This window comes from Pseudocitrobacter vendiensis, from assembly GCF_943590815.1.
In the GTDB taxonomy this organism is placed as follows: domain Bacteria; phylum Pseudomonadota; class Gammaproteobacteria; order Enterobacterales; family Enterobacteriaceae; genus Pseudocitrobacter; species Pseudocitrobacter vendiensis.
The window spans coordinates 16,668-41,732 of record NZ_CALSBS010000008.1 but is presented as its reverse complement, the minus strand read 5'-3'; the positions used below and the strand labels follow the sequence as shown (position 1 = coordinate 41,732).

At 53.4% G+C, this 25,065-nt stretch carries 21 protein-coding genes; 9 read left to right on the top strand and 12 right to left on the bottom strand.

Annotated features, from left to right (window positions below):
- Positions 1-19: 19 nt before the first annotated feature.
- The 5 genes from NMC31_RS10640 to dapA all read right to left on the bottom strand — a co-directional run bounded on the left by NMC31_RS10640 (position 20) and on the right by dapA (position 5,787).
- Positions 20-2,029 carry a tRNA(Met) cytidine acetyltransferase TmcA gene (locus NMC31_RS10640; protein ID WP_436650113.1) on the bottom strand — a complete coding sequence of 670 codons (2,010 nt, stop codon included), beginning with the start codon at positions 2,027-2,029 and terminating at the stop codon, positions 20-22.
- An 8-nt stretch (positions 2,030-2,037) separates the two neighbouring features.
- The gene (gene ypfJ, locus NMC31_RS10635) at positions 2,038-2,907 is read right to left on the bottom strand and encodes a KPN_02809 family neutral zinc metallopeptidase (protein ID WP_149461870.1); all 870 of its coding nucleotides are present in this window, start codon (positions 2,905-2,907) and stop codon (positions 2,038-2,040) included.
- A gap of 128 nt (positions 2,908-3,035) precedes the next feature.
- Positions 3,036-3,749, bottom strand: a complete 714-nt coding sequence (purC, locus tag NMC31_RS10630) for a phosphoribosylaminoimidazolesuccinocarboxamide synthase (RefSeq protein ID WP_149461869.1) — start codon at positions 3,747-3,749, stop codon at positions 3,036-3,038.
- A gap of 108 nt (positions 3,750-3,857) precedes the next feature.
- Positions 3,858-4,892 carry an outer membrane protein assembly factor BamC gene (gene bamC / locus NMC31_RS10625; RefSeq protein ID WP_149461868.1) on the bottom strand — a complete coding sequence of 345 codons (1,035 nt, stop codon included), beginning with the start codon at positions 4,890-4,892 and terminating at the stop codon, positions 3,858-3,860.
- A 16-nt stretch (positions 4,893-4,908) separates the two neighbouring features.
- The gene (gene dapA, locus NMC31_RS10620; protein ID WP_253897890.1) at positions 4,909-5,787 is read right to left on the bottom strand and encodes a 4-hydroxy-tetrahydrodipicolinate synthase; all 879 of its coding nucleotides are present in this window, start codon (positions 5,785-5,787) and stop codon (positions 4,909-4,911) included.
- Between the two features lie 155 nt (positions 5,788-5,942).
- Here dapA and NMC31_RS10615 point away from each other — a divergent pair, with 155 nt between their 5' ends.
- Both NMC31_RS10615 and bcp read left to right on the top strand, forming a co-directional pair.
- Positions 5,943-6,515: a glycine cleavage system transcriptional repressor gene (locus NMC31_RS10615; protein WP_015963465.1), complete on the top strand. Its 573-nt coding sequence runs from the start codon at positions 5,943-5,945 to the stop codon at positions 6,513-6,515.
- Positions 6,515-6,985 (top strand): thioredoxin-dependent thiol peroxidase, encoded by a 471-nt coding sequence (gene bcp, locus NMC31_RS10610; protein ID WP_231826539.1) that lies wholly within the window; start codon positions 6,515-6,517, stop codon positions 6,983-6,985. Before NMC31_RS10615 ends, bcp begins: the two co-directional genes overlap by 1 nt.
- A 135-nt stretch (positions 6,986-7,120) precedes the next feature.
- Here the strand turns inward: bcp and NMC31_RS10605 are convergent, their stop codons facing one another.
- Positions 7,121-8,185 carry an AI-2E family transporter gene (locus NMC31_RS10605; protein WP_149461866.1) on the bottom strand — a complete coding sequence of 355 codons (1,065 nt, stop codon included), beginning with the start codon at positions 8,183-8,185 and terminating at the stop codon, positions 7,121-7,123.
- A 224-nt stretch (positions 8,186-8,409) separates the two neighbouring features.
- On the opposite strand from NMC31_RS10605, the gene bepA reads away from it, so the two are divergent.
- The 3 genes from bepA (at position 8,410) to NMC31_RS10590 (ending at position 11,379) form a co-directional block, all read left to right on the top strand.
- Complete coding sequence (gene bepA / locus NMC31_RS10600; RefSeq protein WP_253897889.1) at positions 8,410-9,873, top strand: beta-barrel assembly-enhancing protease; 1,464 nt, start codon at positions 8,410-8,412, stop codon at positions 9,871-9,873.
- A 37-nt stretch (positions 9,874-9,910) separates the two neighbouring features.
- Positions 9,911-10,270 (top strand): arsenate reductase (glutaredoxin), encoded by a 360-nt coding sequence (gene arsC, locus NMC31_RS10595; protein WP_253897888.1) that lies wholly within the window; start codon positions 9,911-9,913, stop codon positions 10,268-10,270.
- 203 nt (positions 10,271-10,473) lie between these two features.
- Entirely contained in the window at positions 10,474-11,379 is a 906-nt protein-coding gene (locus NMC31_RS10590) for an Rpn family recombination-promoting nuclease/putative transposase (protein ID WP_253897887.1), read from the top strand.
- Between the two features lie 3 nt (positions 11,380-11,382).
- On the opposite strand, the gene NMC31_RS10585 is transcribed toward NMC31_RS10590, so the two are convergent.
- The 5 genes from NMC31_RS10585 to bglK form a co-directional block, all read right to left on the bottom strand.
- On the bottom strand, positions 11,383-12,084 hold the full coding sequence (locus NMC31_RS10585) for a DnaA inactivator Hda (RefSeq protein WP_071843484.1): 702 nt from the start codon (positions 12,082-12,084) through the stop codon (positions 11,383-11,385).
- Between the two features lie 94 nt (positions 12,085-12,178).
- Positions 12,179-13,468 carry a uracil permease gene (gene uraA / locus NMC31_RS10580; protein ID WP_149461862.1) on the bottom strand — a complete coding sequence of 430 codons (1,290 nt, stop codon included), beginning with the start codon at positions 13,466-13,468 and terminating at the stop codon, positions 12,179-12,181.
- 87 nt (positions 13,469-13,555) lie between these two features.
- Positions 13,556-14,182 carry a uracil phosphoribosyltransferase gene (gene upp / locus NMC31_RS10575; RefSeq protein WP_149461861.1) on the bottom strand — a complete coding sequence of 209 codons (627 nt, stop codon included), beginning with the start codon at positions 14,180-14,182 and terminating at the stop codon, positions 13,556-13,558.
- A gap of 194 nt (positions 14,183-14,376) precedes the next feature.
- Positions 14,377-15,807: a 6-phospho-beta-glucosidase gene (locus NMC31_RS10570; protein WP_253897886.1), complete on the bottom strand. Its 1,431-nt coding sequence runs from the start codon at positions 15,805-15,807 to the stop codon at positions 14,377-14,379.
- A gap of 12 nt (positions 15,808-15,819) precedes the next feature.
- Positions 15,820-16,698: a beta-glucoside kinase BglK gene (bglK, locus tag NMC31_RS10565; protein WP_253897885.1), complete on the bottom strand. Its 879-nt coding sequence runs from the start codon at positions 16,696-16,698 to the stop codon at positions 15,820-15,822.
- Positions 16,699-16,984: 286 nt separating this feature from the next.
- Between bglK and purM the strand changes: the two genes are divergently transcribed.
- The 4 genes from purM to ppx all read left to right on the top strand — a co-directional run bounded on the left by purM (position 16,985) and on the right by ppx (position 22,478).
- Positions 16,985-18,022 carry a phosphoribosylformylglycinamidine cyclo-ligase gene (purM, locus tag NMC31_RS10560; RefSeq protein WP_015963454.1) on the top strand — a complete coding sequence of 346 codons (1,038 nt, stop codon included), beginning with the start codon at positions 16,985-16,987 and terminating at the stop codon, positions 18,020-18,022.
- On the top strand, positions 18,022-18,666 hold the full coding sequence (gene purN / locus NMC31_RS10555; protein WP_253897884.1) for a phosphoribosylglycinamide formyltransferase: 645 nt from the start codon (positions 18,022-18,024) through the stop codon (positions 18,664-18,666). Before purM ends, purN begins: the two co-directional genes overlap by 1 nt.
- 206 nt (positions 18,667-18,872) lie before the next feature.
- On the top strand, positions 18,873-20,933 hold the full coding sequence (ppk1, locus tag NMC31_RS10550; protein ID WP_149461856.1) for a polyphosphate kinase 1: 2,061 nt from the start codon (positions 18,873-18,875) through the stop codon (positions 20,931-20,933).
- 3 nt (positions 20,934-20,936) lie between these two features.
- Positions 20,937-22,478 carry an exopolyphosphatase gene (gene ppx / locus NMC31_RS10545; RefSeq protein WP_253897883.1) on the top strand — a complete coding sequence of 514 codons (1,542 nt, stop codon included), beginning with the start codon at positions 20,937-20,939 and terminating at the stop codon, positions 22,476-22,478.
- On the opposite strand, the gene NMC31_RS10540 is transcribed toward ppx, so the two are convergent.
- Complete coding sequence (locus NMC31_RS10540) at positions 22,458-24,716, bottom strand: sensor domain-containing phosphodiesterase (protein WP_253897882.1); 2,259 nt, start codon at positions 24,714-24,716, stop codon at positions 22,458-22,460. The genes ppx and NMC31_RS10540 overlap by 21 nt on opposite strands.
- Positions 24,717-25,065: the final 349 nt, after the last annotated feature.

Here is a 25,065-nt window from a genome sequence, read left to right as displayed (position 1 = left end):
ATTTAACTGAATGAGATAGTTAAAAAAATTGCATCTGCTTTATCCGTTCGCGAAGCTGTTCAGTTCGCGCGTGATTAAACCCAAACATCGCCTGGGCGACCTCTTCCCGTTGTCGGATAAGCAACGCTTTACGCCCATGAAGACCCAGCGTTGCGCAAAGTTTAGCTTCATCTTCCCGCGCTAATCTGCGGCGCAGCGCCGTTAATGCTAACGGGCTGAGAGAAGTCAACAGATGCAGATTACCCAGCGTAGCCAGCAACGGGCGATGAGCAAACGCAAACCCCGCCAGATCCCACCACGCTTCATCATTAAGCATAGACTCCAGCCCCGGCGGCAGCGTCAATTTCTCATCGACCCACCCTTGCAGCCAGCGCCACTCCTGGCATAAACGTAAATGCTCATGCCTCGTCAGCTCTTTTCCGGCATCGGTGAGCGGGAACAGCGCCATCGCCGCATAACAGCCGCTGCTGGCTTCGCGCTGCGTGCCGATGCGCACCAACGTAAAGCCACAGCGTTGCCAGAACTGCCAGAGTGCTTCGGTATAGCCAAAGCTAACGGAGAGATAATCGCACCCCGAGGCGTGCTTACAGGCACGGGCGATGAGCGCAGAACCGATACCCTCGCGCTGGCGCAAAGGGTGCACAGCTACCCGGCTAATGCGCCGACCGATCAATGTTGCCGCCAGCGGGCTACCGCCGTGTGCGGCGAGCGACTGCGCCACCAGGTTACCGCGCGGTCGACGAAAACCCGCCCATACCGCCTGACTTAATTCGGCGCTCAATCCGCCTTCATCCACCAGCCACAGCGCACCTGCCAAGCCATTCGGCGTGTCGGCTGCGATAAAATGTTGCCCCGGCGCATCCATCATCCGCCGGAGATCGAGCGGTGAGGTGCGATAGTGCGCACCGGACAGTAGCTGATACATCGCCGTGGGGAGTTTAGGTTGCGACAACCATTGCGCCTGTTCTATCGCCCTGAAACTTAATGGGCCGGACGGGGAAACGGTAAAGCTATCGTCAGTGAAAATCAGCAGGTCATTCACCACCGCTTCCAGCGGGCAGCCCTGAGCCCAGCGAACGGGCGTATTGAGCGTAAATTGCCGTAACGCGGGGAAATGTGCGCAGAATTTCAGCAGAAATCCCCGTCCCGTGCCTTCATAGCCCTGAACGGTGGTGGTAAGTAAAAGATGTGGGAATCGTAAGGCCAGTTGTTCCAGCAATGGCGCAGGAATAGCGGCAGCTTCATCCACCACCAGCCAGTCTGCGGTTTCCGTAGAAGCCAGCAGGGCGTCCGGCGCCATAAAGTGAAAACGCTCGCCGGCAAAAGCAGCAATCACGTCAGCAGATGCCCGCGTCGGCGCGGTCACGATGGCTCGCCCCTTCAGGCTGCGGATGTGCATCCCCGCCAGTGCCGATTTGCCACGCCCACGCTCGGCGGTAATGGCGGTAACGCGCGCAGGATCATTCGCCAGCGCGTTAAGGATCGCAGCTTGTTCCGCATCCGGCTCACCACTGGCACGCAGCCAGTGTGGGCGCGAGGGAAAATTGACCTCCGGGAATGCATCCCCCTGTCGCCACAGTAGTGCTTCCGGGCTTTCGCGCAATACATCGCAAAAATGGTGCACAAAGCGCGGTGTGGCAATCGCTTCTGGCGAGTCGCTCCAGCGCAGGGAATCGGTATCCGGTTGATAAGGCCATCGCGCCCATTCCGGCACCAGCAGCAACAGCCAGCTTCCGGCGCGCAACGTGCCAGCGAGCGCGGCAAAAGCAGACACGTCGAAACCCTGGCGGGCATCAAAGATGGCGTGCTGAAACTCACGCCCCAGCAGCGTCACCAGCTTTGCAGGCGCGCAGTACGGCTCTGCTTGCGCTTCGGGCCCCACCCACACGACGTCCGTATGAGAACTGTCACGAAAAACCTGCGCCTGCTGCTGAGCCCAGCGTGACTCGCCGCTGATAACCAACAAGCGGCGTACACCTTCCTGCACCATGCGCGGCGCGAGAGCGAAAAGTTCATCCATGATGGCGATTCATTAACTTACAGCATTTTGCCAAACGTATTGCACTGCGCCGGGTCACCACTATCCAGGCCGCGTTTCAGCCAGGTAAAACGCTGCTGTGATGTGCCATGTGTAAAGCTATCCGGTACGACGCGTCCCTGACTCTGCTGCTGAAGACGGTCGTCGCCAATCGCTTGCGCCGCGTTAAGCGCTTCTTCCAGATCGCCCGGCTCCAGCACGCCCTGCTGCTGCATCGCGTGGCCCCAGACGCCTGCAAAGCAGTCCGCCTGCAGTTCCATGCGCACAGAGAGTTGATTCACTTGTGATTCGGACGCATTCTGCTGCATCTGGCGGACTTTTGGCTCGATACCCAGCAGTTTCTGCACGTGGTGCCCTACTTCATGAGCAATCACATAGCCCTGAGCAAAGTCGCCATCCGCGCCCAGTTTCTCCTTCATATCATCGTAGAAAGAGAGATCGATATACACCGTCGTATCCGCCGGGCAATAGAATGGGCCCATGACCGACTGGCCCGTGCCACAACCCGTACGCGTCGCGCCGCGATACATCACCAGTTTCGGTACCTGATAAGTTTTACCCATTTTTTCGAACTGCTGGGTCCAGGTATCTTCGGTGGTCGCAAGTATCACCGAGGTGAATTTGGCGGCTTCGTCATCCTGAGGGCTAACGCTCCGCTGTTGGGAGGATTGCTGTGATACAGGTTCTCCGGTCAGAAAGCCCGTGAGATCGACGCCGTAATAGCCCGCGACAACCACGACAATCAACAGAATGATGCCGCCTTTCCCGCTGGGAATACGAATGTTTCGCCCGCCGCCTGAAATCGGCGAGCCGGAATCATTTCGTCTGTCTTCAACATTGTCGCTTTCGCGACGACCTTGCCAACGCATATCTACCTCGAACCTATCCTATTAATTATAGTTATGATCGTAGGCGGTTCAGACAAGGATTACCACAGGAAATAACGGGGAAATTCAGAGGGTGCAGGCACCCTCTGTGAGGCAGTGACTCAGGAGACTCAGTCCAGGTTAACACCCAGACGACGTGCCACTTCTTCGTAAGCTTCAATCAGACCGCCCAGACTCTGGCGGAAACGGTCTTTATCCATTTTATCCATGGTTTGCTTATCCCACAGACGGCTACCGTCCGGTGAGAATTCATCACCCAGTACGACTTCACCTTTGAACAAACCAAATTCCAGTTTGAAATCGACCAGAATCAGGCCCGCATCATCAAACATTTTTTTCAGAACATCGTTGGCTTTGAAGGTCAGTTCTTGCATACGTGCGAGGTTTTCTTTGCTCACCCAACCAAAGGTTTCGCAGTAAGATTCATTAACCATCGGGTCATGCATCGCATCATTTTTCAGGAACAGGTCGAACAGCGGTGGGTTCAGCTCGATGCCTTCTTCGATCCCTAAACGTTTCACCAGCGAGCCTGCCGCACGGTTACGCACCACGCACTCTACCGGCACCATATCCAGTTTTTTCACCAGACATTCGGTGTCAGAGAGCAGACGTTCCATCTGGGTCGGGATACCCGCTTCTTCCAGTTTGGTCATAATGAAGTGGTTGAACTTGTTGTTCACCATGCCCTTACGATCGAACTGCTCAATGCGCGCACCGTCCCCTGCTGATGTATCGTTACGGAACTCGAGCACCAACAGATCCGGGTTTTCCGTACTGTAGACGGTTTTCGCTTTACCACGATACAACTCAGCTTGCTTTTGCATCTTTATTACTCCTGGTGAGATTTAACGATAAACTTGCCGCTTTTCTGCCGACGCACACGTTTGCGTATCATATCAGAAAAAAGGGCCGGATTGCTCCAGCCCTGAATATTACTTGCTAAACGCGGCCTGGAAGACGGCGACCAGCGCGTCGTTCTGAGACTGCGTCAGGGTATGACCTTTCGGGTCGATGAATTGCAGACTGCTGCGGTTATCGAGGTCACCGACCTGCAGTTTGTAATCACCGGAGACCAGACCCGGATCGGTCGCGCCCAGTTCCTGCCAGCTGCTGTCAGACAGCGGCTTGTAGGTCACGTTGATGCTGCCCTGAGAACGGGTACTGTCGGTCACTTTCATGCCCACTTTTTCCAGCACGCCAGGCAGACGTTGCCATACCTGGTTGAACGGACCACGTACCACCAGCATTGGCAGGCCCGTGTCATCCGCTGCGCTCTGCACATCGAAGGAAGACCCTGCCGTGCTCTGAGAAGCATTCTGCGCGGCAGTGGCGTTCTGATCGAGACCTGCGGAGATAACGTTCAGCATCTCGGCGCTGTAGCGCTGCAGCGATGCAGTATCGGCAACCGGTTTGCCCGCTTGTTCCAGGTTAACCAGTTTAACCACTACGGCCTGTTGGTAGCCCTGTGGTTTTACGGAGACTTGATAACGACCACGGTACTGCTGGTCTTCATCGAGACGGTTCCACTCGACCCAATCGGTGGTTAACGTTTGGGTGGCATCATCACGTTTATCGATGGTGTAGTTTTTACCCTGAAGGATGCTCACTACCTGCGGCCACAGGTTACCGCTACGGCCGCTTTCAACCAGTAGCGTGGCGGTATCGCCCGTGAACTGCGTGCGCGCACCAGAAACCAGCGCCAGAGGCTGTGCCGGCGGACGGATGTCCAGGGCTTTACCTACTGCGCCGCTACCATTAGCAACCGGAATGTTATAATCACCGCGTTGAACCGGCAGGATCATGCCAGCCGGCGCGTGAAGTTCACTTAACGGCGCGGCATCCAGATAGGATTCATCGCCGCTCACCTGGCGCTTATAACGCGAGTCGGAACTGCACGCTGCAAGCAGCAGGACAAGTGAAACACCCGCAACCTTTGCCAGGCGCGACTTCTGTACTGAGTAAGCCATCAAATCTCCCTAAACTTTACAGCAAACCGGCGTGCTTCATTGCAGAGGCGACGATATCGCGACCGTGGTCGGTGATAGGTGTCATCGGCAGACGCATCGTATCGGTTGCTACAAGTCCCAACTCCTTACACGCCCATTTAACCGGGATAGGATTGGGTTCGACAAATAATTTATTGTGCAGCGGCATCAGACGATTATTGATGACGCGCGCTTTCGCAAACTCGCCAGCGGCGGCCAGTTTACACATTTCTGCCATTTCACGCGCAGCAACGTTTGCAGTGACGGAAATCACACCCTGACCGCCAAGCTGCATGAAGTCCAGACCCGTGGCATCATCACCGCTCAGCAGGATGAAATCGTCTGAAACCAGCTCTTTGATCTGGTGAACACGACTTAAGTTCCCTGTTGCTTCCTTGATTGCGATAATATTTTTTATTTCAGCCAGGCGACCCACGGTTTCTGGCAGCATATCGCAACCCGTACGAGACGGCACATTATACAGAATTTGTGGCAAGTCAGTATGTTCTGCGATCGCTTTAAAGTGCTGGAACAGACCTTCCTGAGTTGGACGGTTGTAGTAAGGAGTCACGGTCAGGCAACCGACTACGCCGGTGTTGTTAAAGCGCTGGGTCAGGCTTATCGCCTCTGCAGTGGCGTTCGCCCCGGTGCCCGCGATAACCGGAATACGGCCATCGGCCAGCTCTACGGTCATCATCACGACATCGCCATGCTCGTCGTGGCCAAGCGTCGCCGATTCTCCAGTCGTCCCTACAGATACAATCGCCGAGGTCCCGTTGGCGACATGGTAATCAATCAGTTTTTTCAGGCTTGAACGGTCGACATTACCTTTCTCATCCATCGGCGTGACAAGCGCTACAATACTTCCCGTGAACATGGAGCCATCCTCTGTGCTGACGTGCGGACATGAGTCTCAATGGTACGTTTGGTACCGTAATAAAAGCAAGAGACTGAAGCCCCTCAGAATGTTGTATGCCGGTTTTTTTTATGCTTTCCTAGGGAATACCTCACCTTTTTAAAGGAAGCACCGGTTTGACAGCCACATTACAACACTATTTGGTCATTACAGCTCTGGGGGCCGATCGCCCTGGCATTGTCAATACCATCACGCGTCACGTCAGTAGCTGCGGCTGCAACATCGAGGACAGCAGGCTGGCCATGCTGGGTGATGAGTTCACTTTCATCATGCTGCTTTCCGGTAGCTGGAATGCGATCACCCTGATTGAGTCCACCCTGCCATTGAAAGGAGCTGAACTGGATCTGCTGATTGTGATGAAGCGCACCACCGCGCGGCCACGTCCGGCGATGCCTTCCACCGTGTGGGTACAGGTTGAGGTGCCTGATTCTCCGCATATTATAGAACGCTTCACCGCGCTTATCGATTCATGGGAGATGAACATTGCCGAACTGGTTTCCCGAACCCAACCCGGCGATGAAAATGCGCAGCCACAGCTGTTTATTCAGATAACCGCGCACAGCCCGGCTACGAAAAATGCATCAAATATTGAGCAAGCGTTCAAAGCCCTATGTACAGAATTGAATGCACAAGGCAGTATAAACGTCATAAATCATTCCCAGCATGACGAACAAGATGGAGTTGCCTAATGAACCCACTGAAAGCCGGTGACATCGCACCGAAATTTAGTTTGCCCGATCAAGACGGCGAGCAAGTAAATTTGACCGACTTCCAGGGACAACGCGTACTGGTCTATTTCTACCCGAAGGCCATGACGCCGGGCTGCACCGTGCAGGCCTGCGGTCTGCGCGATAATATGGATGAACTGAAAAAAGCGGGCGTGGAAGTGCTGGGCATCAGCACCGATAAACCGGAAAAACTCTCCCGCTTTGCCGAAAAAGAGCTGCTGAACTTCACCCTGCTGTCCGATGAAGATCATCAGGTTTGTGAACAGTTTGGCGTCTGGGGCGAGAAGTCCTTTATGGGCAAAACCTACGACGGTATCCACCGCATCAGTTTCCTGGTTGATGCTGATGGGAAAGTTGAGCACGTCTTTGATGATTTCAAAACCAGCAATCACCACGACGTGGTGCTGAACTGGCTTAAAGAGAGCGCCTGATGCGCTACGCTTATCAGGCCTACAAGGTTTCTGCAATATTTTGTAGGCCGGATAAGGTGTTCACGCCGCATCCGGCATGAACAAAGCGCACTTTGCCAGCGTTCTTAAGCCGACGTTTTCGCGTCGGCTTTTAATTTACTCTTCGTCGGCCACCAGACCATCCGGCCAGGCATGCATCACCGCTTTAATCAGCGTCGCCAGCGGAATGGCGAAGAAAACGCCCCAAAATCCCCACAGCCCGCCGAAAATCACCACCGACAGAATAATCACCAGCGGATGCAGATTCACCGCTTCAGAGAAGAGCACCGGCACCAGCAGGTTACCATCCAGGGCCTGAATAATGAGGTACACCGCAAACAGGCTCCAGAACTCGGTCCCCAGGCCAAACTGGAACAGCGCCACGCACACCACCGGAATGGTGACCACAAACGCGCCGATATAGGGAATCAGGACGGAGAACCCCACCAGCACCGCAAGCAGCAGCGAATAGTTAAGACCGAACAGAATAAAACCTATCCAGGTCGCTACGCCGACCACCACCATTTCCAGTACCTTGCCACGGATATAGTTGGTGATTTGCTGGTTCATCTCTTTCCAGACTAACCCGGCCAGACCGCGGTTACGCGGCAGCACGCGACGCACGGCATTCAGCATCTGCTCTTTATCCTTCACCAGGAAAAAGACCATTAACGGCACCAGCACCAGATAGACCGCCAGCGTCAGCAGGCCGACCAGCGAAGCCACCGAATATTTCACCACCGAGTCGCCCATGGTCTGCATGCGCGCGCGCATATTTTCCGCCATCGCATCGATGATGCCTGCGTCCATCAGCGCTGGATAGCGGCGCGGCAGCGTGGCGGCAAAATCAGAGAGCTTATTGAGCATGCCGGGCATATCGCGTATCAGATAGATACCCTGTTGCCAGGCCACCGGCATCACCACAAAGGCCATCAGTAGCAGAATACCGACAAAGACGACCAACACGGCGGTGGTGGCCCAACGTCGCGACCAGCCGAGTTTCTCCAGACGAATGGTGGGCCACTCCAGCAAATACGCGAGCACAATTGCCACCAGCAGCGGCGCCAGCAGGCCGCTAAAGAAAAACAGGATACCGAAACCGGCCACCAGAATAACCAGCAGCGCTATCGCTTCCGGGTCACTAAAACGGCGGCGATACCACTGCATCAACATTTCGAGCATATAGACTTCCCTGACGCACATTGGCGGATCACAGTGTCCGAATTGTATCTAAATGTCACAGAAAAGACTTCGCTTTTTCTATTTATCGACACAAACAGCAAAAGTTATGTGAATATCATTTTCAACCTCTATGAGGCCAGATAAACTGCCCAAACAGCCATTCAGGGAACGTAACGCCGCCCTGTCGGTCAAACTGAAACATCCCACATTACAGGACAGAGGTTATGTTCAGGCAGTTGAAAAAAACGCTGGTGGCATCCCTTATTGCAACGCTCACGCTCGGCCAGGTAGCCCCCGCTTTTGCGGATGCGGCTGATACGTTGCCTGATATGGGCACCTCCGCAGGAAGCACGCTCTCCATTGGTCAGGAGATGCAAATGGGGGATTTCTACGTACGCCAGCTGCGCGGCAGCGCGCCGCTGATTAATGACCCCCTGCTGGTGCAGTACATCAATACGCTGGGGATGCGTCTGGTGTCGCACGCCTGGTCGGTACGTACGCCGTTCCACTTCTATTTAATCAACAACGACGATATCAACGCCTTCGCCTTCTTCGGCGGTAACGTGGTGCTGCACTCGGCATTGTTCCGCTATTCCGATAACGAAAGCCAACTGGCATCGGTCATGGCGCACGAAATCTCCCACGTCACCCAGCGCCATCTGGCGCGGGCGATGGAAGACCAGAAACGTAACGCTCCGCTCACCTGGGTTGGCGCACTCGGCTCAATCTTGCTGGCAATGGCCAGCCCGCAGGCCGGGATGGCGGCGCTGAGCGGTACTCTCGCCGGTACGCAGCAGAGTATGATCAGCTTCACTCGTCAGAATGAAGAAGAAGCGGATCGTATCGGGATTCAGGTGTTACAACGATCCGGCTTCGACCCGCAGGCGATGCCGGCATTCATGGATAAATTGCTCGACCAGGCGCGCTACTCCTCACGCCCGCCGGAAATGCTGCTGACTCACCCCCTGCCGGAAAGCCGTCTGGCCGATGCGCGTAACCGCGCCAACCAGATGAAACCGATGGTGGTGCAATCCTCCGCTGATTTCTATCTGGCGAAAGCGCGTACGCTTGGTATGTATAACTCCGGGCAGAATCAACTGACCAGCGATCTGCTCGACGCCTGGTCAAAAGGCAATGTTCGCGAACAAAATGCCGCGCAGTATGGCCGCGCGCTTCAGGCGATGGAAGCGAAGAACAACGCGCAGGCGAGTAGCCTGCTGCGCCCATTACTGGCCGCCGACCCGCAAAACCCCTGGTATCTTGACCTGGCGACCGATATCGATCTGGGCCAGAACAAAGCCGCCGACGCCATTACCCGCCTGAAAAGCGCGCGCGATCTGCGCACCAACCCGGTGCTGCAGCTCAACCTGGCCAACGCCCTGCTGGAAGCAGGCCAGGCGTCCGAAGCGGTGACCATTCTTAACCGCTACACGTTTAATTATAAAGATGACACCAATGGTTGGGAGCTGCTGGCGCAGGCGCAGGCTAAACTGGGCCATCGCGATCAGGAACTGGCCGCCCGAGCCGAGAATATGGCGTTAGTGGGAAGGCTCGACCAGGCGATTTCTCTTCTGAGCAGCGCCAGCGCCCAGGTCAAACTCAGGAGCCTGGAACAGGCGCGCTACGACGCGCGTATCGACCAGCTTCGTCAATTACAGGAACGTTTCCGCCCTTACACGAAAATGTAAGGCCGGAGCAAAAAACGTCAGAATCACGGGAGATTTTATGACTGATGCGGTAAAAATTTACCACAATCCGCGCTGCTCCAAGAGTCGCGAAACCTTAAGCCTGCTGAAAGCCAACGGCGTTGAGCCGGAAGTGGTGCTTTATCTGGAAACGCCGCCAGATGCGCAAGGCATCAAGCAGTTGCTGCAAATGCTGGGCATGAACAGCGCCCGCGAACTGATGCGCCAGAAAGAAGATCTCTATAAATCACTCAATCTGGCCGATAGCCAACTGACTGAAGCGCAACTGATTCAGGCGATGGTTGAGAACCCGAAGCTGATTGAACGCCCGCTCGTGGTGAGCAACGGCCAGGCCCGCATCGGTCGCCCGCCGGAGCAGGTTCTGGAAATCGTTAGCTAGTGTGAGTTTACCGCAGCCGTGTTTTACCGGCTGCGGCCCATTCCGTCCCCCTGAAATGCGAGCATTTACGTCGTTCTGATGCAACGTTGCATGCCAGTGAATGTTCTCCTGATAACGCCTCGCAACCTGCAAGTCCTCATGTTGTTGTTTGGCCTATCCCCTGCCAGAGTCCCTCCATTGGTCAACATCCCATTGAGGGATTTATGGAAGAACAAAGCACATCCACGCCGCACGATGCGATTTTTAAACATTTCATGGCGCACGTGGACACGGCGCGTGATTTTCTCGACATTTATCTGCCAGCCCCGTTACGCGCCATTTGTGATCTAAGCACCTTAAAACTGGAAGCCACCAGCATGGTGGAGAAGAATCTGCGATCGCGCATTTCTGATATTCTTTATTCGGTGAAAACACAGGCAGGCGACGGCTATATCTACACGCTGATTGAGCATCAAAGTCGTCCGGAAAAACACATGGCTTTTCGAATGCTGCGCTACTCGCTGGACGTTATGCAACGGCATCTGGATGCCAAAAATAAACACTTGCCGATCGTTATCCCCTTGCTGTTTTATCACGGCGAGGCGACGCCCTATCCCTACAGCCTGCGCTGGTTTGACGAGTTTTCCGATCCAGAGTTGGCTAAGCGTCTGTATAGCCAGCCTTTTCCGCTGGTCGATATTACCGTCGTTCCCGACAGCGAAATTATGCAGCATCGACGAATTGCTACCCTTGAACTGCTGCAAAAACACATCCGTTTACGGGATCTTTCCGAACAGATCGCCCCGCTAGCTGCACTTTTAACGATGGGATACACTAGCAAGGATCGGCTGCTTGCCATACTGAATTACATGCTGCATACCGGCACCGCCGAGAATCCTGAGAAGCTGATTCAGGAGCTTTCTCAGCGCACGTCACACCATGAGGGAACGCTTATGACTATTGCCGAATATCTTGAGCAGAAAGGCTGGACGAGAGGAGTTGAAGAGGGGCGAGGTGAAGAAGCACGGCGCATTGCGCTTGCATTGCTGAAAAACGGAATGGAGCCGGTACTGGTAAAAGAGATTACTGGCGTCCTGGATACGGAACTGTTAGGTAGCAGCACGCACTAACCGCTACAGCTTCAGAATCTCTTTCACAAACGGAATCGTGAGTTTTCGCTGGGCAGTAATCGACGCGTGATCCAGCTGGTCGAGCGTTAAAAATAGCGTACGCATCTCTCTGTCCAGCCGTTTAAGCAGGAAACGGCACACATCTTCCGGCAGCTCAAACCCGCGCAGACGCGCGCGCAGCTGTAATGCCTGCAGTTTGTCTTCATCAGAGAGGGGCTGAAGTTTATAAATTTGCCCCCAGTCCAGGCGAGAAGCGAGATCCGGCAGGCCGAGATTAAGCTGACGCGGTGGACGATCGCCGGTGATCAGCAGTCGGGTATTCCCGGTTTCGAGGATCCGGTTATACAGGTTGAAAATCGCCATCTCCCAGAGTTCATCTCCGGCGACGCACTCGATGTTATCGATACACACCAGCGCAAGCTGTTCCATCCCTTCCAGCACTTCCGGCACAAACCAGGTGCGTTTATCCAGCGGAACATAGCCCACGGCATCACCGCGCGCCGAGAGTTCAGCACAGGCTGCGTGCAGCAGATGGCTACGCCCTGCCCCTTCCCGCGCCCAAAGATAGATGTATCCGCTGTGTTCCTGACGCAGGACGTTTTGCACGGCTGCAAGGAGAGAAGGGTTATCACCCGGCCAGAAACTCGCAAACGTTTCGTCGTCGGGAAGATAGAGTGGCAAAGAGAGCTGTGCCGGTGCGTTCAGAGGGACCTCTTCATGAGCTTACGTAAAAACGCGATGAGTTTATCACAGAATTATCCCATGAGAGAACCGGGCGGCGCACCGCCCGGTCAGAGGATCAGCGGGTGGAGACGTCGCTGTCGTCAGCATCCAGCACCACTTCTTCCGGGCGCAGCACGCTAATCAGTTTGAAGATCAGGCTCAGGCAGACGCCCACAACGGTCGCCAGGGCCATGCCTTTCAGCTCAGCAGCGCCAATGTGCACTTTCGCGCCGCTGACGCCGATGATCAGAATCACCGAGGTCAGGATCAGGTTTTGCGCTTTGCTGTAGTCAACTTTCGATTCAATCAGGACGCGAATACCGGATGCGCCAATCACGCCGTACAGTAGCAGAGATACCCCCCCCATCACCGGCAGCGGAATAATCTGGATGGCCGCAGCCAGTTTACCGACGCAGGAGAGCAGAATCGCAATCACCGCCGCGCCGCCGATAACCCAGGTACTGTAGACGCGGGTAATCGCCATTACGCCAATGTTTTCGCCGTATGTGGTGTTTGGCGTGGAGCCAAAGAAGCCAGAGATAACCGTCGACAGACCGTTAGCAAACATAGAGCGATGCAGACCCGGGTCACGAATCAGGTCTTTTTTAACGATATTCGCGGTCACCACCAGGTGGCCGACGTGCTCTGCAATCACCACCAGTGCAGCAGGCAGAATTGTCAGAATAGCGAACCACTCGAAGCGCGGGGTGTAGAAGGTTGGCAGCGCGAACCAGTGCGCCTGCGCAATTGGCGTGGTATCGACAACGCCCATTACGAAGGAGAGCGCATAGCCCACCAGCACACCAATAAGAATGGGGATAATAGCAAGGAAGCCGCGGAACAGAACTGAACCAAATACGGTAACCGCAAGCGTAACCATGGAGATAATAATGGTTTTGCTATCCGGTGTTTGCCCTTCAGCGGGAAGCAGGCCTGCCATATTCGCCGCCACGCCGGCCAGTTCAAGACCGATGACGGCAACGATTGCGCCCATCGCCGCCGGAGGGAACATCACATCCAGCCAGCCGCTACCGGCTTTTTTAACGATAAACGACACCAGACAGAACAGCACGCCGCACATAATAAAGCCGCCAAGCGCCATTTCATACCCCAGTGGCAGCAGGAGCATTACCGGTGAAATAAACGCAAAGCTCGATCCCAGATACGCCGGAATTTTGCCTTTACAGATAAAAAGATAGAGCAAGGTACCGACGCCGTTGAACAGCAGTACGGTTGCCGGGTTGATGTGAAACAGGACGGGCACCAGAACGGTGGCGCCAAACATGGCGAACAAGTGCTGCAAGCTAAGCGGGATCGTCTGTAACAGCGGCGGTCGTTCACTCACTCCGATAGCACGGCGCGTCATAATGTTTTCCTCATTGTTATTAGATTTGCATTTAGTTTTATTCAAAAAAAAGCCGACTCTTGAGTCGGCTCTTGATGATTTATTCTCTTATTTGGTACCAAAGATTTTGTCACCGGCGTCGCCGAGGCCCGGAATAATGTATCCTTGCTCGTTTAACCCGTGGTCAATGGATGCGGTGTACAGCTCGACATCCGGGTGAGCGCTTTCCAACGCGGCGATACCTTCAGGTGCCGCAACCAGCACCAGCACTTTAATGCTGCTGCAGCCCGCTTTTTTCAGCAGGTCGATGGTAGCGATAACGGAACCGCCGGTTGCCAGCATCGGGTCAACGATCAGCGCCATACGCTCATCAATGTTGGAAACCAGTTTCTGGAAGTACGGTACTGGCTCCAGTGTCTCTTCGTCGCGGTACATACCCACTACGCTGATACGTGCGCTCGGAACATTTTCCAGCACGCCGTCCATCATGCCGAGGCCCGCACGCAGGATGGGCACAACGGTAATTTTCTTGCCTTTAATCTGGTCGATTTCTACCGGGCCGTTCCAGCCTTCGATAGTCACTTTTTCGGTTTCCAGATCGGCGGTAGCTTCATAGGTCAGTAAGCTGCCAACTTCGGAGGCGAGTTCACGGAAGCGTTTAGTACTGATATCGTTCTCGCGCATCAGGCCTAGCTTGTGTTTGACGAGTGGGTGTTTCACTTCCACAATCTTCATTCTCTTTCTCCTTTGAATAGGGCAGCCACAAAAAAAATCGACGGATTATACCGCCATTCTTTTCGTCGGCAACATATTTTTACTTGATGCTGATCAAGCATAGGCAGGGTTGCTGTGAAGAGAGAAATGATTATCGGCACAGACACGCGTTACGAAAGGGAAGCGGCCAACCGGGGTTGACCGCTTAAAAGCAATTACAACTTCTCGCCGTTAGAAGCGATCACTTCTTTATACCAGTTGAAGGATTTTTTACGGCTGCGCGCCAGTGTGCCGTTGCCTTCGTTATCTTTATCAACGTAGATAAAGCCGTAGCGTTTTTTCATCTCGCCGGTGCCTGCGGAAACGAGGTCAATACAGCCCCATGGGGTGTAGCCCATCAGGTCAACGCCATCTTCCACTACCGCTTTTTTCATCTCTTTGATGTGCGCCGCGAGATAATCGATACGGTACTGGTCGTTCACCGTGCCATCGCTTTCCAGCACGTCGATTGCGCCAAAGCCATTTTCGACGATAAACAGCGGCAACTGATAATGATCGTAGAACCAGTTCAGCGAGTAACGCAGTCCTACCGGGTCAATCTGCCAACCCCAGTCGGATTTCTGCACGTACGGGTTAGAAACCAGGCTGGTGGTTTCGTCGTAATCAAGCTGCGGGTTATCGTCGGTCGCTTTGGTGGCAAACGACATGTAGTAGCTAAAACCGATGTAATCGACACAGCCCTGAGTGAGGGCCTGTTTATCTTCTTCGGTGATATCCAGTGCAAATCCGCGACGTTCGAAGTAGTTCAGCAAATGTTGCGGATATTTCCCGCGTACATGCACATCGGTGAACCAGTAGCGGCGATGCATGGCGTTCATCGCCATCATCATGTCGCCAGGTGCGCAGGTCAGTGGATAGATAGGACACATGGCAATCATGCAGCCAATTTGCAGCGAAGGATTAATTTCACGCCCCGCTTTTACGGCCAGGGCGCTGGCCACCAGCTCATAGTGCGCCGCCTGATACATCACCGGCTCGCGATCTTCACCGGGCTGATATTTCAGCCCGGAGTTGGTGAACGGGGCAAAATCTTCATGGAAGTTGGCCTGGTTGTTGATCTCGTTAAAGGTCATCCAGTACTTCACTTTGTGCTGATAGCGTGCGAAAACGACCTGTGCGAAGCGCACAAAAAAGTCGATGAGTTTACGGTTACGCCAGCCGCCATATTCGGTGACGAGGTGATACGGCATCTCGAAGTGCGACAAGGTGATCACCGGCTCAATGCCGAGCTTCAGACACTCATCAAACAGAGAGTCATAGAACTGCAATCCGGCTTCATTCGGTTCCAGTTCATCGCCTTTTGGAAAAATACGCGTCCAGGCGATAGAGGTCCGGAAACACGTGTAGCCCATCTCGGCAAACAGTTTGAGATCGTCCTTGTAGCGATGATAGAAATCAATGGCTTCATGATTGGGGTAATTTTTGCCGGGCAATACGCCATCGGTGATTTCACGCGGTACGCCGTTCGCACCGGCCGTCATCACATCAGCTACGCTGATGCCCTTCCCGCCTTCCTGCCAGCCGCCTTCCAACTGATGCGCAGCCACCGCGCCGCCCCACAGAAATCCCGTTTTAAATCCAGACATAGCTTTCCCTCATTAAACAGTCGCGTTCTGTTGATTGAAATGGTAAACCGCGCCCAGCAGCCCGGCGTCGTTGCCCTGGCTTGCCGCACACACGAAGTCGTCGATACCGAACCAGCGCAAATGCTCACGCAGCAACGCCAGGAATCCGGGGCGTTCAATAATGCCGCCGCCAATAAAAATGGTTTCAGGATCGAAAAGATTGACCAGGTTATAGAGCCCGGTAGCGATGCCATTCAGAAAATCATCGACCAGACGAAGCGCCGCGCGATCGCCTGCTTCATAGGCATCAAAAACCGCTTCGCCGGTGACGGCATCCAGCGGTTGCCCGAGGCTGTCCGCGTAGCGTTTACGCAGCACGCGCAGCGTACAGGTTGTATTCATGGTGTAATTCGTTACGTGACGCGAGCCCGGTCTGTCTGTGAACATGTAACCAAACTCGCCGGCGCGAAAACGCTTACCGTGAACCAGTTTGCCATTGCAGAAAATCGCGCCGCCGATACCGGTGCCGATAGTTAGCACCAGAAAATCATTCATCTTCTTAGCTTTACCGAGCCAGCGCTCCGCCAGTAGCACGCAGTTGGCGTCGTTTTCAACCGTTACGGGGCGTGATGTTTTCGCCTCCAGCCACGCTTTCATGGGGAAGTTATCGAAGCGACGAATAGCGCCGCCCATTTCGATAAACCCGGTATGAGGATTAACGTAGCCCGGCGCACTGATAGCAATGCCCGTGCATTGAGGATGCGTAGCAACCCAGTCGAGCATAGCCTGCAAAATCTGGTCGCCGTCGCTGTCGAGGATGGTCGCTTTGCCTTTCTCTACAATCGAGCCCTGAGCGTCCACAACGCCCATTTTTAGCGCGGTGCCGCCAATATCAAATGCTGCAATGCTCATCGTTCTCATCCCTCCCGAATGGTAAAACGACACGCTGAATTCTGGTTTTCGCAAAAACAGAAACCGGTTTCAGTGGCATCATGTGCATTCAAAGCAACTGATGCAAGGACAAAAATGTACCCGGTTTCATTTTCGTGAACGGTATCAAACTTGACCGCATTCTCGGGCTGGACGGTAAAAATTCACGCCCTGAAAAATGGATGCATAATGGGCTCGCAAACGTTTGCTTAGACTGTTAGAATTGCGCCGATTTTTCTTGCTAACGCAAACGCGTGGAGACTTAGCAGTGACCGACAAAACCTCTCTCAGCTATAAAGATGCCGGTGTTGATATTGACGCAGGAAACGCTCTGGTTGACCGAATCAAGGGTACGGTGAAGAAAACCCGTCGCCCGGAAGTGATGGGTGGATTAGGTGGATTCGGCGCATTGTGCGCGCTGCCGCAAAAATATCGTGAACCGGTGCTGGTCTCTGGCACTGACGGCGTTGGCACCAAGCTGCGTCTGGCAATGGATTTAAAACGTCACGACACCATTGGTATCGACCTTGTCGCCATGTGTGTGAACGACCTTGTAGTTCAGGGTGCTGAGCCCCTGTTCTTCCTCGACTACTACGCCACCGGTAAACTGGACGTCGACACTGCGGCCAGCGTGATCAACGGCATCGCGGAAGGCTGTTTACAGTCTGGCTGCTCCCTGGTGGGCGGCGAAACGGCGGAAATGCCGGGCATGTACCATGGCGAAGATTACGATGTGGCAGGCTTCTGCGTCGGGGTGGTAGAAAAATCAGAAATCATCGATGGCTCAAAAGTCACCGACGGCGACGTGCTGATCGCGCTGGGCTCCAGCGGCCCGCACTCAAACGGTTATTCACTGGTGCGTAAAATCGTGGAAGTCAGCGGTTGCGACCCGGAAACCACACAGCTGGAAGGTAAGTCTCTGGCCGACCATCTGCTGGCGCCAACCCGTATCTACGTGAAAAACATTCTGGAACTGATCGAAAACGTTGACGTTCACGCCATCGCCCACCTTACCGGCGGCGGTTTCTGGGAAAATATCCCACGCGTACTGCCGGACAACACCCAGGCGGTGATTGACGAGTCATCCTGGCAGTGGCCGGCCATCTTTAACTGGATGCAGGACGCAGGCAATGTCAGCCGCCATGAAATGTACCGCACCTTTAACTGTGGCGTAGGTATGGTGATTGCGCTGGCAGCCGATGAAGCGGATAAAGCCATCGCCCTGATGAACGAAAAAGGTGAAAACGCGTGGAAAATCGGCTATATCAAAGCCACTGATTCCGAACAGCGTGTGGTCATCGAATAATGAAAAATATCGTGGTGCTCATTTCCGGCAACGGAAGCAACTTACAGGCCATTATCGACGCCTGTGCGCAGAAGAGAATAAAGGGCACCATTCGTGCGGTATTCAGCAATAAGGCCGACGCGTTCGGCCTTGAGCGCGCCCTTGATGCGGGTATCCCGCAACATGCGTTAACCGCCAGCCAGTACGCCAGTCGTGAAGCGTTTGACCGCGAACTGATGCACGAAATCGACGCTTATGCGCCGGATGTCGTGGTGCTGGCAGGCTATATGCGTATTCTGAGCGCCGAGTTTGTCAGCCACTATCAGGGGCGTTTGCTGAATATCCACCCTTCCCTGCTGCCAAAATATCCCGGCCTCGATACCCATCGACAGGTGCTGGAAAACGGCGATGCTGTACACGGTACCTCGGTACACTTTGTCACCGAAGAACTGGACGGCGGGCCGGTAATTTTACAGGCGAAAGTCCCCGTGTTTGACGGTGACGACGAAGGCGATATTACCGCGCGCGTGCAGGCTCAGGAACATGCCATTTACCCACTGGTGGTGAGCTGGTTTGTTGACGGTCGGCTGGCCATGCGCGAAAACAGCGCCTGGCTGGATGGTATAAAGCTGCCCGTCAGTGGTTATGCGTCTGAAGATGAGTAATCTTATTCACCGCAGTTTCCGCTGCGGTGATTTTAATACAATCAATCCTCCCACCAAAGCCGCCCGGCGAATAGTATTTTGGGCATGAATTTCCCTGCCACCGCTTAATAAGTGTCATACTCTTCTGGCACAGTTGGACATTCAACTGGAATGCTCGCCATAATAGCCAGGCCATAACGCGTGGATGGAACGGAGTGTAAGTAGTAATGGGTCAGGACAAACTGTATATCGAGAAAGAGCTAAGCTGGTTATCCTTCAATGAGCGGGTTCTTCAGGAAGCCGCGGATAAAAGCAATCCGCTGATTGAACGCATGCGTTTTCTGGGGATTTACTCCAATAATCTGGATGAATTCTACAAAGTGCGTTTCGCCGAACTGAAGCGGCGCATTATCATCAGCGAAGAACAGGGCACCACGGCCCACTCTCGTCATCTGTTGGGCAAGATCCAATCCCGCGTACTGAAAGCCGATCAGGAATTTGACGGTCTCTACAACGAACTGCTGCTGGAAATGGCGCGTAATCAGATCTTCCTGATTAACGAGCGTCAGCTGTCAGTGAATCAGCAAAGCTGGCTGCGTCATTACTTTAAACATCAGTTGCGTCAACACATTACCCCGATTCTGCTGAACCGGGAAACGGACCTGGTGCAGTTCCTGAAAGATGATTACACCTATCTGGCGGTGGAGATTATTCGCGGCAACGACACCAACTACGCGCTGCTGGAAATTCCGTCTGATAAGGTTCCTCGTTTTGTGAATCTGCCGCCGGAAACGCCGCGTCGTCGCAAACCAATGATCCTGCTGGATAACATTCTGCGTTACTGTCTGGATGACATCTTCAAAGGCTTCTTTGACTACGATGCTCTGAACGCCTACTCGATGAAGATGACTCGTGATGCCGAATACGATCTGGTTCACGAAATGGAATCGAGCCTGATGGAGCTGATGTCTTCCAGTCTGAAGCAACGTTTAACCGCCGAGCCGGTCCGTTTTGTGTATCAGCGTGATATGCCTGATGCGATGGTGGAAATGCTGCGTAAAAAGCTCACTATCTCCCGCTACGATTCCATCGTTCCTGGTGGGCGCTATCACAACTTTAAAGACTTTATTGGCTTCCCGAACGTCGGCAAAGCCAATCTGGTGAATAAACCGATGCCGCGCTTGCGCCACATCTGGTTCGACAAATTCCGCAACGGCTTCGATGCCATTCGCGAACGCGATGTGCTGCTCTATTATCCGTATCACACGTTTGAGCACGTGCTGGAACTGCTGCGTCAGGCGTCATTCGACCCGAGCGTACTGGCCATTAAAATCAACATTTACCGCGTGGCCAAAGATTCCCGCATTATCGACGCCATGATCCACGCTGCGCACAACGGCAAGAAAGTGACGGTAGTGGTGGAATTACAGGCGCGTTTTGATGAAGAGGCCAATATCCATTGGGCCAAGCGCCTGACGGAAGCGGGGGTTCACGTAATCTTCTCAGCACCAGGGCTCAAAATTCACGCCAAACTGTTCCTTATTTCGCGTAAAGAAGGCGAGGATGTGGTGCGTTACGCCCATATCGGTACCGGGAACTTTAACGAGAAAACCGCACGCATTTATACCGACTATTCATTGCTGACCGCCGATGCGCGTATCACCAATGAAGTGCGTCGGGTGTTCAACTTTATTGAGAACCCGTATCGCCCGGTCACCTTCGATTACCTGATGGTGTCACCGCAAAATTCCCGCCGTCTGCTCTATGAGATGATTGACCGGGAAATCGCCAACGCGCAAAACGGTCAGAAGGCGGGCATTACGCTCAAACTGAACAACCTGGTTGATAAAGGCCTGGTCGACAGGCTGTATGCTGCATCAGGTTCGGGCGTGCAGGTTAACCTGCTGATTCGTGGTATGTGTTCGTTGATCCCAGAACTGGAAGGGTTGAGCGATAACATCCGCGTGATCAGTATCGTTGACCGCTTCCTTGAACATGACCGGGTCTATATTTTTGAAAACGGCGGCGATAAGCAGGTTTACCTCTCTTCCGCCGACTGGATGACGCGTAACATTGACTACCGAATTGAAGTGGCGACGCCGCTGCTCGATCCGCGCCTGAAGCAGCGCATTCTCGATATTATCGAGATTCTGTTCAGCGACACGGTCAAAGCACGTTACATCGATAAAGAGCTGAGTAATCGCTATGTTCCGCGTGGTAACCGCCGTAAAGTGCGGGCCCAGCAGGCGATCTACGACTATATAAAATCCCTTGAACAACCTGAATAACCTATGCCCATAAAAAGCAAAGCCCCCCGCCCGCAAGAATTTGCGGCGGTAGACCTTGGTTCGAACAGTTTTCATATGGTCATCGCCCGTGTGGTTGACGGCGCGATGCAGATAATCGGCCGCCTGAAGCAACGTGTGCATCTGGCTGATGGTCTGGATGAAAATAACATGCTTAGCGAAGAAGCGATGGAGCGTGGGTTAAGCTGCCTGGCGCTGTTTGCCGAACGTCTGCAAGGGTTCTCCCCTTCCAGCGTCTGTATCGTGGGTACACACTCACTGCGCCAGGCCGCGAACGCCACGGAGTTTTTAACCCGTGCTGAAAAAGTGATCCCCTATCCGATTGAAATCATTTCAGGTAATGAAGAAGCGCGTCTGATTTTTATGGGCGTAGAGCACACCCAACCGGAAAAAGGCCGCAAACTGGTACTGGATATCGGCGGTGGTTCGACGGAACTGGTGATCGGCGAAGATTTCGAACCTAAGCTGGTTGAGAGCCGTCGCATGGGATGCGTCAGCTTCGCACAGCAATTTTTCCCGGGCGGCGTGATTACCCGCGAAAGCTTCCAGCGCGCCCGTCTGGCAGCGGTACAAAAGCTGGAGACACTCTCCTGGCAATACCGCATTCAGGGCTGGAATGTTGCGCTGGGCGCATCAGGCACGATAAAAGCCGCCCATGAAGTGCTGATCGAAATGGGTGAAAAGGATGGTTTCATTACCCCTGAACGCCTCGAGATGCTGGTGGAAGGCGTGCTGAAATGTAAGAACTTTTCGGCGCTAAGCCTACCGGGTCTTTCCGAAGAACGTAAAAACGTGTTTGTTCCAGGGCTTGCGATTCTGTGCGGCGTGTTTGACTCACTGGCGATTAAAGAGCTGCGTTTGTCCGATGGCGCGCTACGCGAAGGCGTACTGTATGAAATGGAAGGCCGTTTCCGTCATCAGGATGTTCGTAGCCGTACCGCGCAAAGTCTGGCAAACCAGTACAACATTGACCGCGAGCAGGCACAGCGCGTGCTGGAAACCACCACGCATATGTATGAACAGTGGCTGGCGCAGAATCCAAAGCTGGGACACCCACAACTGGCGGCTCTGTTACAATGGGCATCTTTGCTGCATGAAGTCGGACTGAATATTAATCACAGCGGTATGCATCGCCACTCCGCTTATATTCTGCAAAATAGCGACCTGCCGGGATTCAATCAGGAACAGCAATCACTGATGGCGACGCTGGTTCGCTATCATCGTAAAGGCATCAAGCTGGATGATCTTCCGCGCTTTACACTGTTCAAGAAAAAACAGTTCCTGCCGATGATTCAGTTACTGCGCCTTGGCGTGCTGCTGAATAATCAGCGTCAGGCCACCACTAAACCGCCGACGCTGACGCTGAAAACAGAGGCCCATCACTGGACGCTCTGTTTCCCGCACGGCTGGTTTAGCCAGAATGCGCTGGTCCTGCTCGATCTGGAAAAAGAGCAGGAATATTGGGAAGGCGTTTCCGGTTGGTTGTTAAAAATTACCGAAGAAAGTTCACCGGAAATCGCTGCCTGATTGCGGCAGTAGCGGTAAATGCTCCGTAGCCAGCTCCTCCAGAGGAGCTGGTTTGCCGATGCAATATCCCTGAAGGTAATCAATTCCCAGTGATATCGCTGCTTCACGAATCTCTTCATTTTCGACAAACTCCGCGACCACGCGCATGTTTTTCATCCGTGCCAGATGGCAAATGGAGGCGACAATTTGGTAGTCGAGGCTGCTGGTCGCGATATTGCGGATAAAGCTCCCATCTATTTTTAAGATATCGGCGCTGACGTTTTTCAGTCGCGCATAGCTCGCGTAACCGGTGCCAAAATCATCAATCGCCACGCGGCATCCCATATCCTGAAGCACTGCCAGCGTCTGACGAGCCTGCTCCGGGTTGCTCAGCGAATGGCTTTCCGTGACTTCAAAAATCAACTGCCAGGCTTCAATATTATATTTCGCCAGTAAATCAGCCACCTTCTGAGAAAAATCCAGCCCGCAGGCCGTCGACGGCGATAAATTAACCGACAAGCGCATTCCAGGATGATGTTCCCGATTGTTATCCATAAAACGCAATGTATGTTCCAGAACCCAAAGATCAATCCGCGATGCCATACCGAATTCATGGGCGACAGGCAGAAAATCATTGGGGGAAATCAGTTCCCCGTTATCACCAATCATCCTCAGCAGTACTTCATGATAATCATCGCCACGAACGCTGACTATTGGTTGTGCCATCAGACAAAAACGATCGTTCTCAAGCGCTTGCTGCACGCGTAGCATCATCGCCACTTTATCTTTTAACTCCTGCTGCAAATGCAGAGCGCCGCGCCGCTGAAGGTTTTCCGGCTGGTGAGAAATCAGTGACAAATCGGCTATGGTACTCAGCTCTCCCAGCAGCAGGGAAAGGTGTGAAACCGGCGAATGAATGTAGCAGTAGCTCATTCCGACCTGTGGCTGAAGCGGCATCCCGTTCCAGATATAGCGGAATTGCTTCACTCTGGCATCTACCCGCGCGATATGTTGCTGGTAGTCTTCAGTATTCAACCGCATTGCCAGATCGTGTCCAGAAAGCTGGTATACATCTTCCCCGGGCCGCAGTACCTCGCTCAGCCACTCTGCCAGTTTCTGTTTATAGTTTATGCGGAGCATCACGCCATAATGGCGGCCCAGCACTTCCAGATCGGGCATTCGCAGGAAACAGACCACCGACCAGGGCGCAGCATCAATTGCCCGATTCAGGGCGCGGAGATTGGGTAAATGCACCACCGGGTCGAGGAATGCCATCCTCCGTACTCGGGCATGGATAGTTCGCTCACGCGTTGACAGCACGGCGATGTAAGCAATGATAAAGGAGAACACCAGATAACTGGATGAGGTGATCGCCAGTTGAGAACTATAACCAGGATGAATAGGCAAATAGTGATAATGGAAGTGAATCGCCACAATCAGCAATAGAGTCCACAACGGCGAGATAAAGCGATAGCCAAAACGCATTGCTCCCCACAGCGTCACGGGCAGCAGCAGCGACAACGTGTAGTTGGTGCTGAAAATAGTGCTCTGATTGGTCAAAGGCATCAGCAGGAGAACAAGCAGCGATGAGAGAGCAATAAGCCAGGCGACGACTTCCGTCCACTTTACTTTAGGATCGAAATCGAGGCGCATCTGCGAAATCAGGCCACGAATGTAGCAAGGGTTACGCGCCAGACGAATCAGCATGTAGCAGAACGGTACGCCGGTTAAACAACTCACCAACAGCGATTGATAGTTAATCAGGCTGCGTAATGTCAGCGGCGATACCCACTGAAAATCACTGCGGCTGGGATAGAGCCCCACGTAGATTGCAAACTGAAACAACAGCTGGAATACGGTCGCCGGGAAGAACATCTGCCAGAACAGGCGATGTGCAATCAGCCGCGTATCACCATGAGAAACCATTTGGCGACGCGGGATAAAAATATGATATCCACCCCAGGCAAGAACCAGCGGGATTAGAAAATGCAGGACGATACCAACTCTCTCAAGAAAACAGAGGTCTTTGCTCAGGTAGAGCCAAATGCTTGCAGCAATACCCGGTATCGCTTTCCAGCCAAAAAAAAGCATCAGAGACAGCATAAATGGCAGCGGCAGATAATAAAGAGATACCTTGCCCCCATCAATCCATGCATATGTATTAGCAAGCTTTATGATTGGCAGTAAAATCAAGGGCAAAACAAGCGGTAATGCCCACCAGTAGTCACGATATTTTTTATATGTTTTACAGAAATACATAGATGCTCTAAGGATATCCCAAATCCTGCTGGGTATATTCAGACAGGCATCCAACCTGGCTTAGTGGCCCGCAAAGTAAGTTATCCTGCGGTTCGGACTGGGAATTCTAGAGGTCAACAGGCATGAACGCTTGATACAAATCAACAAATAACACGCCTAAAAACATAAAATTTCAATTTTTTGCGGTGGGGCAGATTAATTAATGGATTTTGTAAATAGCATTATTATCTTATATAACATTAATTAATGATTCATTTGACGTTTTTTTACATTGTCATTGATTGACCCCGATGATTCCCTATGCCTTAATGTAGACATCGCCCCGTTTGTGGGTATTGTTAAAGGACCC

What these genes read in the sequence shown, in the direction of transcription:
- bcp (WP_231826539.1), top strand. Translation starts at nt 6,515, where the DNA reads ATGAACCCACTGAAAGCCGGTGACATCGCACCGAAATTTAGTTTGCCC.
- bepA (WP_253897889.1), top strand. Translation starts at nt 8,410, where the DNA reads ATGTTCAGGCAGTTGAAAAAAACGCTGGTGGCATCCCTTATTGCAACG.
- bglK (WP_253897885.1), bottom strand. Translation starts at nt 16,698, where the DNA reads ATGAGCATTGCAGCATTTGATATTGGCGGCACCGCGCTAAAAATGGGC.
- upp (WP_149461861.1), bottom strand. Translation starts at nt 14,182, where the DNA reads ATGAAGATTGTGGAAGTGAAACACCCACTCGTCAAACACAAGCTAGGC.
- ypfJ (WP_149461870.1), bottom strand. Translation starts at nt 2,907, where the DNA reads ATGCGTTGGCAAGGTCGTCGCGAAAGCGACAATGTTGAAGACAGACGA.
- bamC (WP_149461868.1), bottom strand. Translation starts at nt 4,892, where the DNA reads ATGGCTTACTCAGTACAGAAGTCGCGCCTGGCAAAGGTTGCGGGTGTT.
- uraA (WP_149461862.1), bottom strand. Translation starts at nt 13,468, where the DNA reads ATGACGCGCCGTGCTATCGGAGTGAGTGAACGACCGCCGCTGTTACAG.
- NMC31_RS10605 (WP_149461866.1), bottom strand. Translation starts at nt 8,185, where the DNA reads ATGCTCGAAATGTTGATGCAGTGGTATCGCCGCCGTTTTAGTGACCCG.
- ppx (WP_253897883.1), top strand. Translation starts at nt 20,937, where the DNA reads ATGCCCATAAAAAGCAAAGCCCCCCGCCCGCAAGAATTTGCGGCGGTA.
- purN (WP_253897884.1), top strand. Translation starts at nt 18,022, where the DNA reads ATGAAAAATATCGTGGTGCTCATTTCCGGCAACGGAAGCAACTTACAG.
- NMC31_RS10590 (WP_253897887.1), top strand. Translation starts at nt 10,474, where the DNA reads ATGGAAGAACAAAGCACATCCACGCCGCACGATGCGATTTTTAAACAT.
- ppk1 (WP_149461856.1), top strand. Translation starts at nt 18,873, where the DNA reads ATGGGTCAGGACAAACTGTATATCGAGAAAGAGCTAAGCTGGTTATCC.
- NMC31_RS10570 (WP_253897886.1), bottom strand. Translation starts at nt 15,807, where the DNA reads ATGTCTGGATTTAAAACGGGATTTCTGTGGGGCGGCGCGGTGGCTGCG.
- dapA (WP_253897890.1), bottom strand. Translation starts at nt 5,787, where the DNA reads ATGTTCACGGGAAGTATTGTAGCGCTTGTCACGCCGATGGATGAGAAA.
- NMC31_RS10540 (WP_253897882.1), bottom strand. Translation starts at nt 24,716, where the DNA reads ATGTATTTCTGTAAAACATATAAAAAATATCGTGACTACTGGTGGGCA.
- arsC (WP_253897888.1), top strand. Translation starts at nt 9,911, where the DNA reads ATGACTGATGCGGTAAAAATTTACCACAATCCGCGCTGCTCCAAGAGT.
- purC (WP_149461869.1), bottom strand. Translation starts at nt 3,749, where the DNA reads ATGCAAAAGCAAGCTGAGTTGTATCGTGGTAAAGCGAAAACCGTCTAC.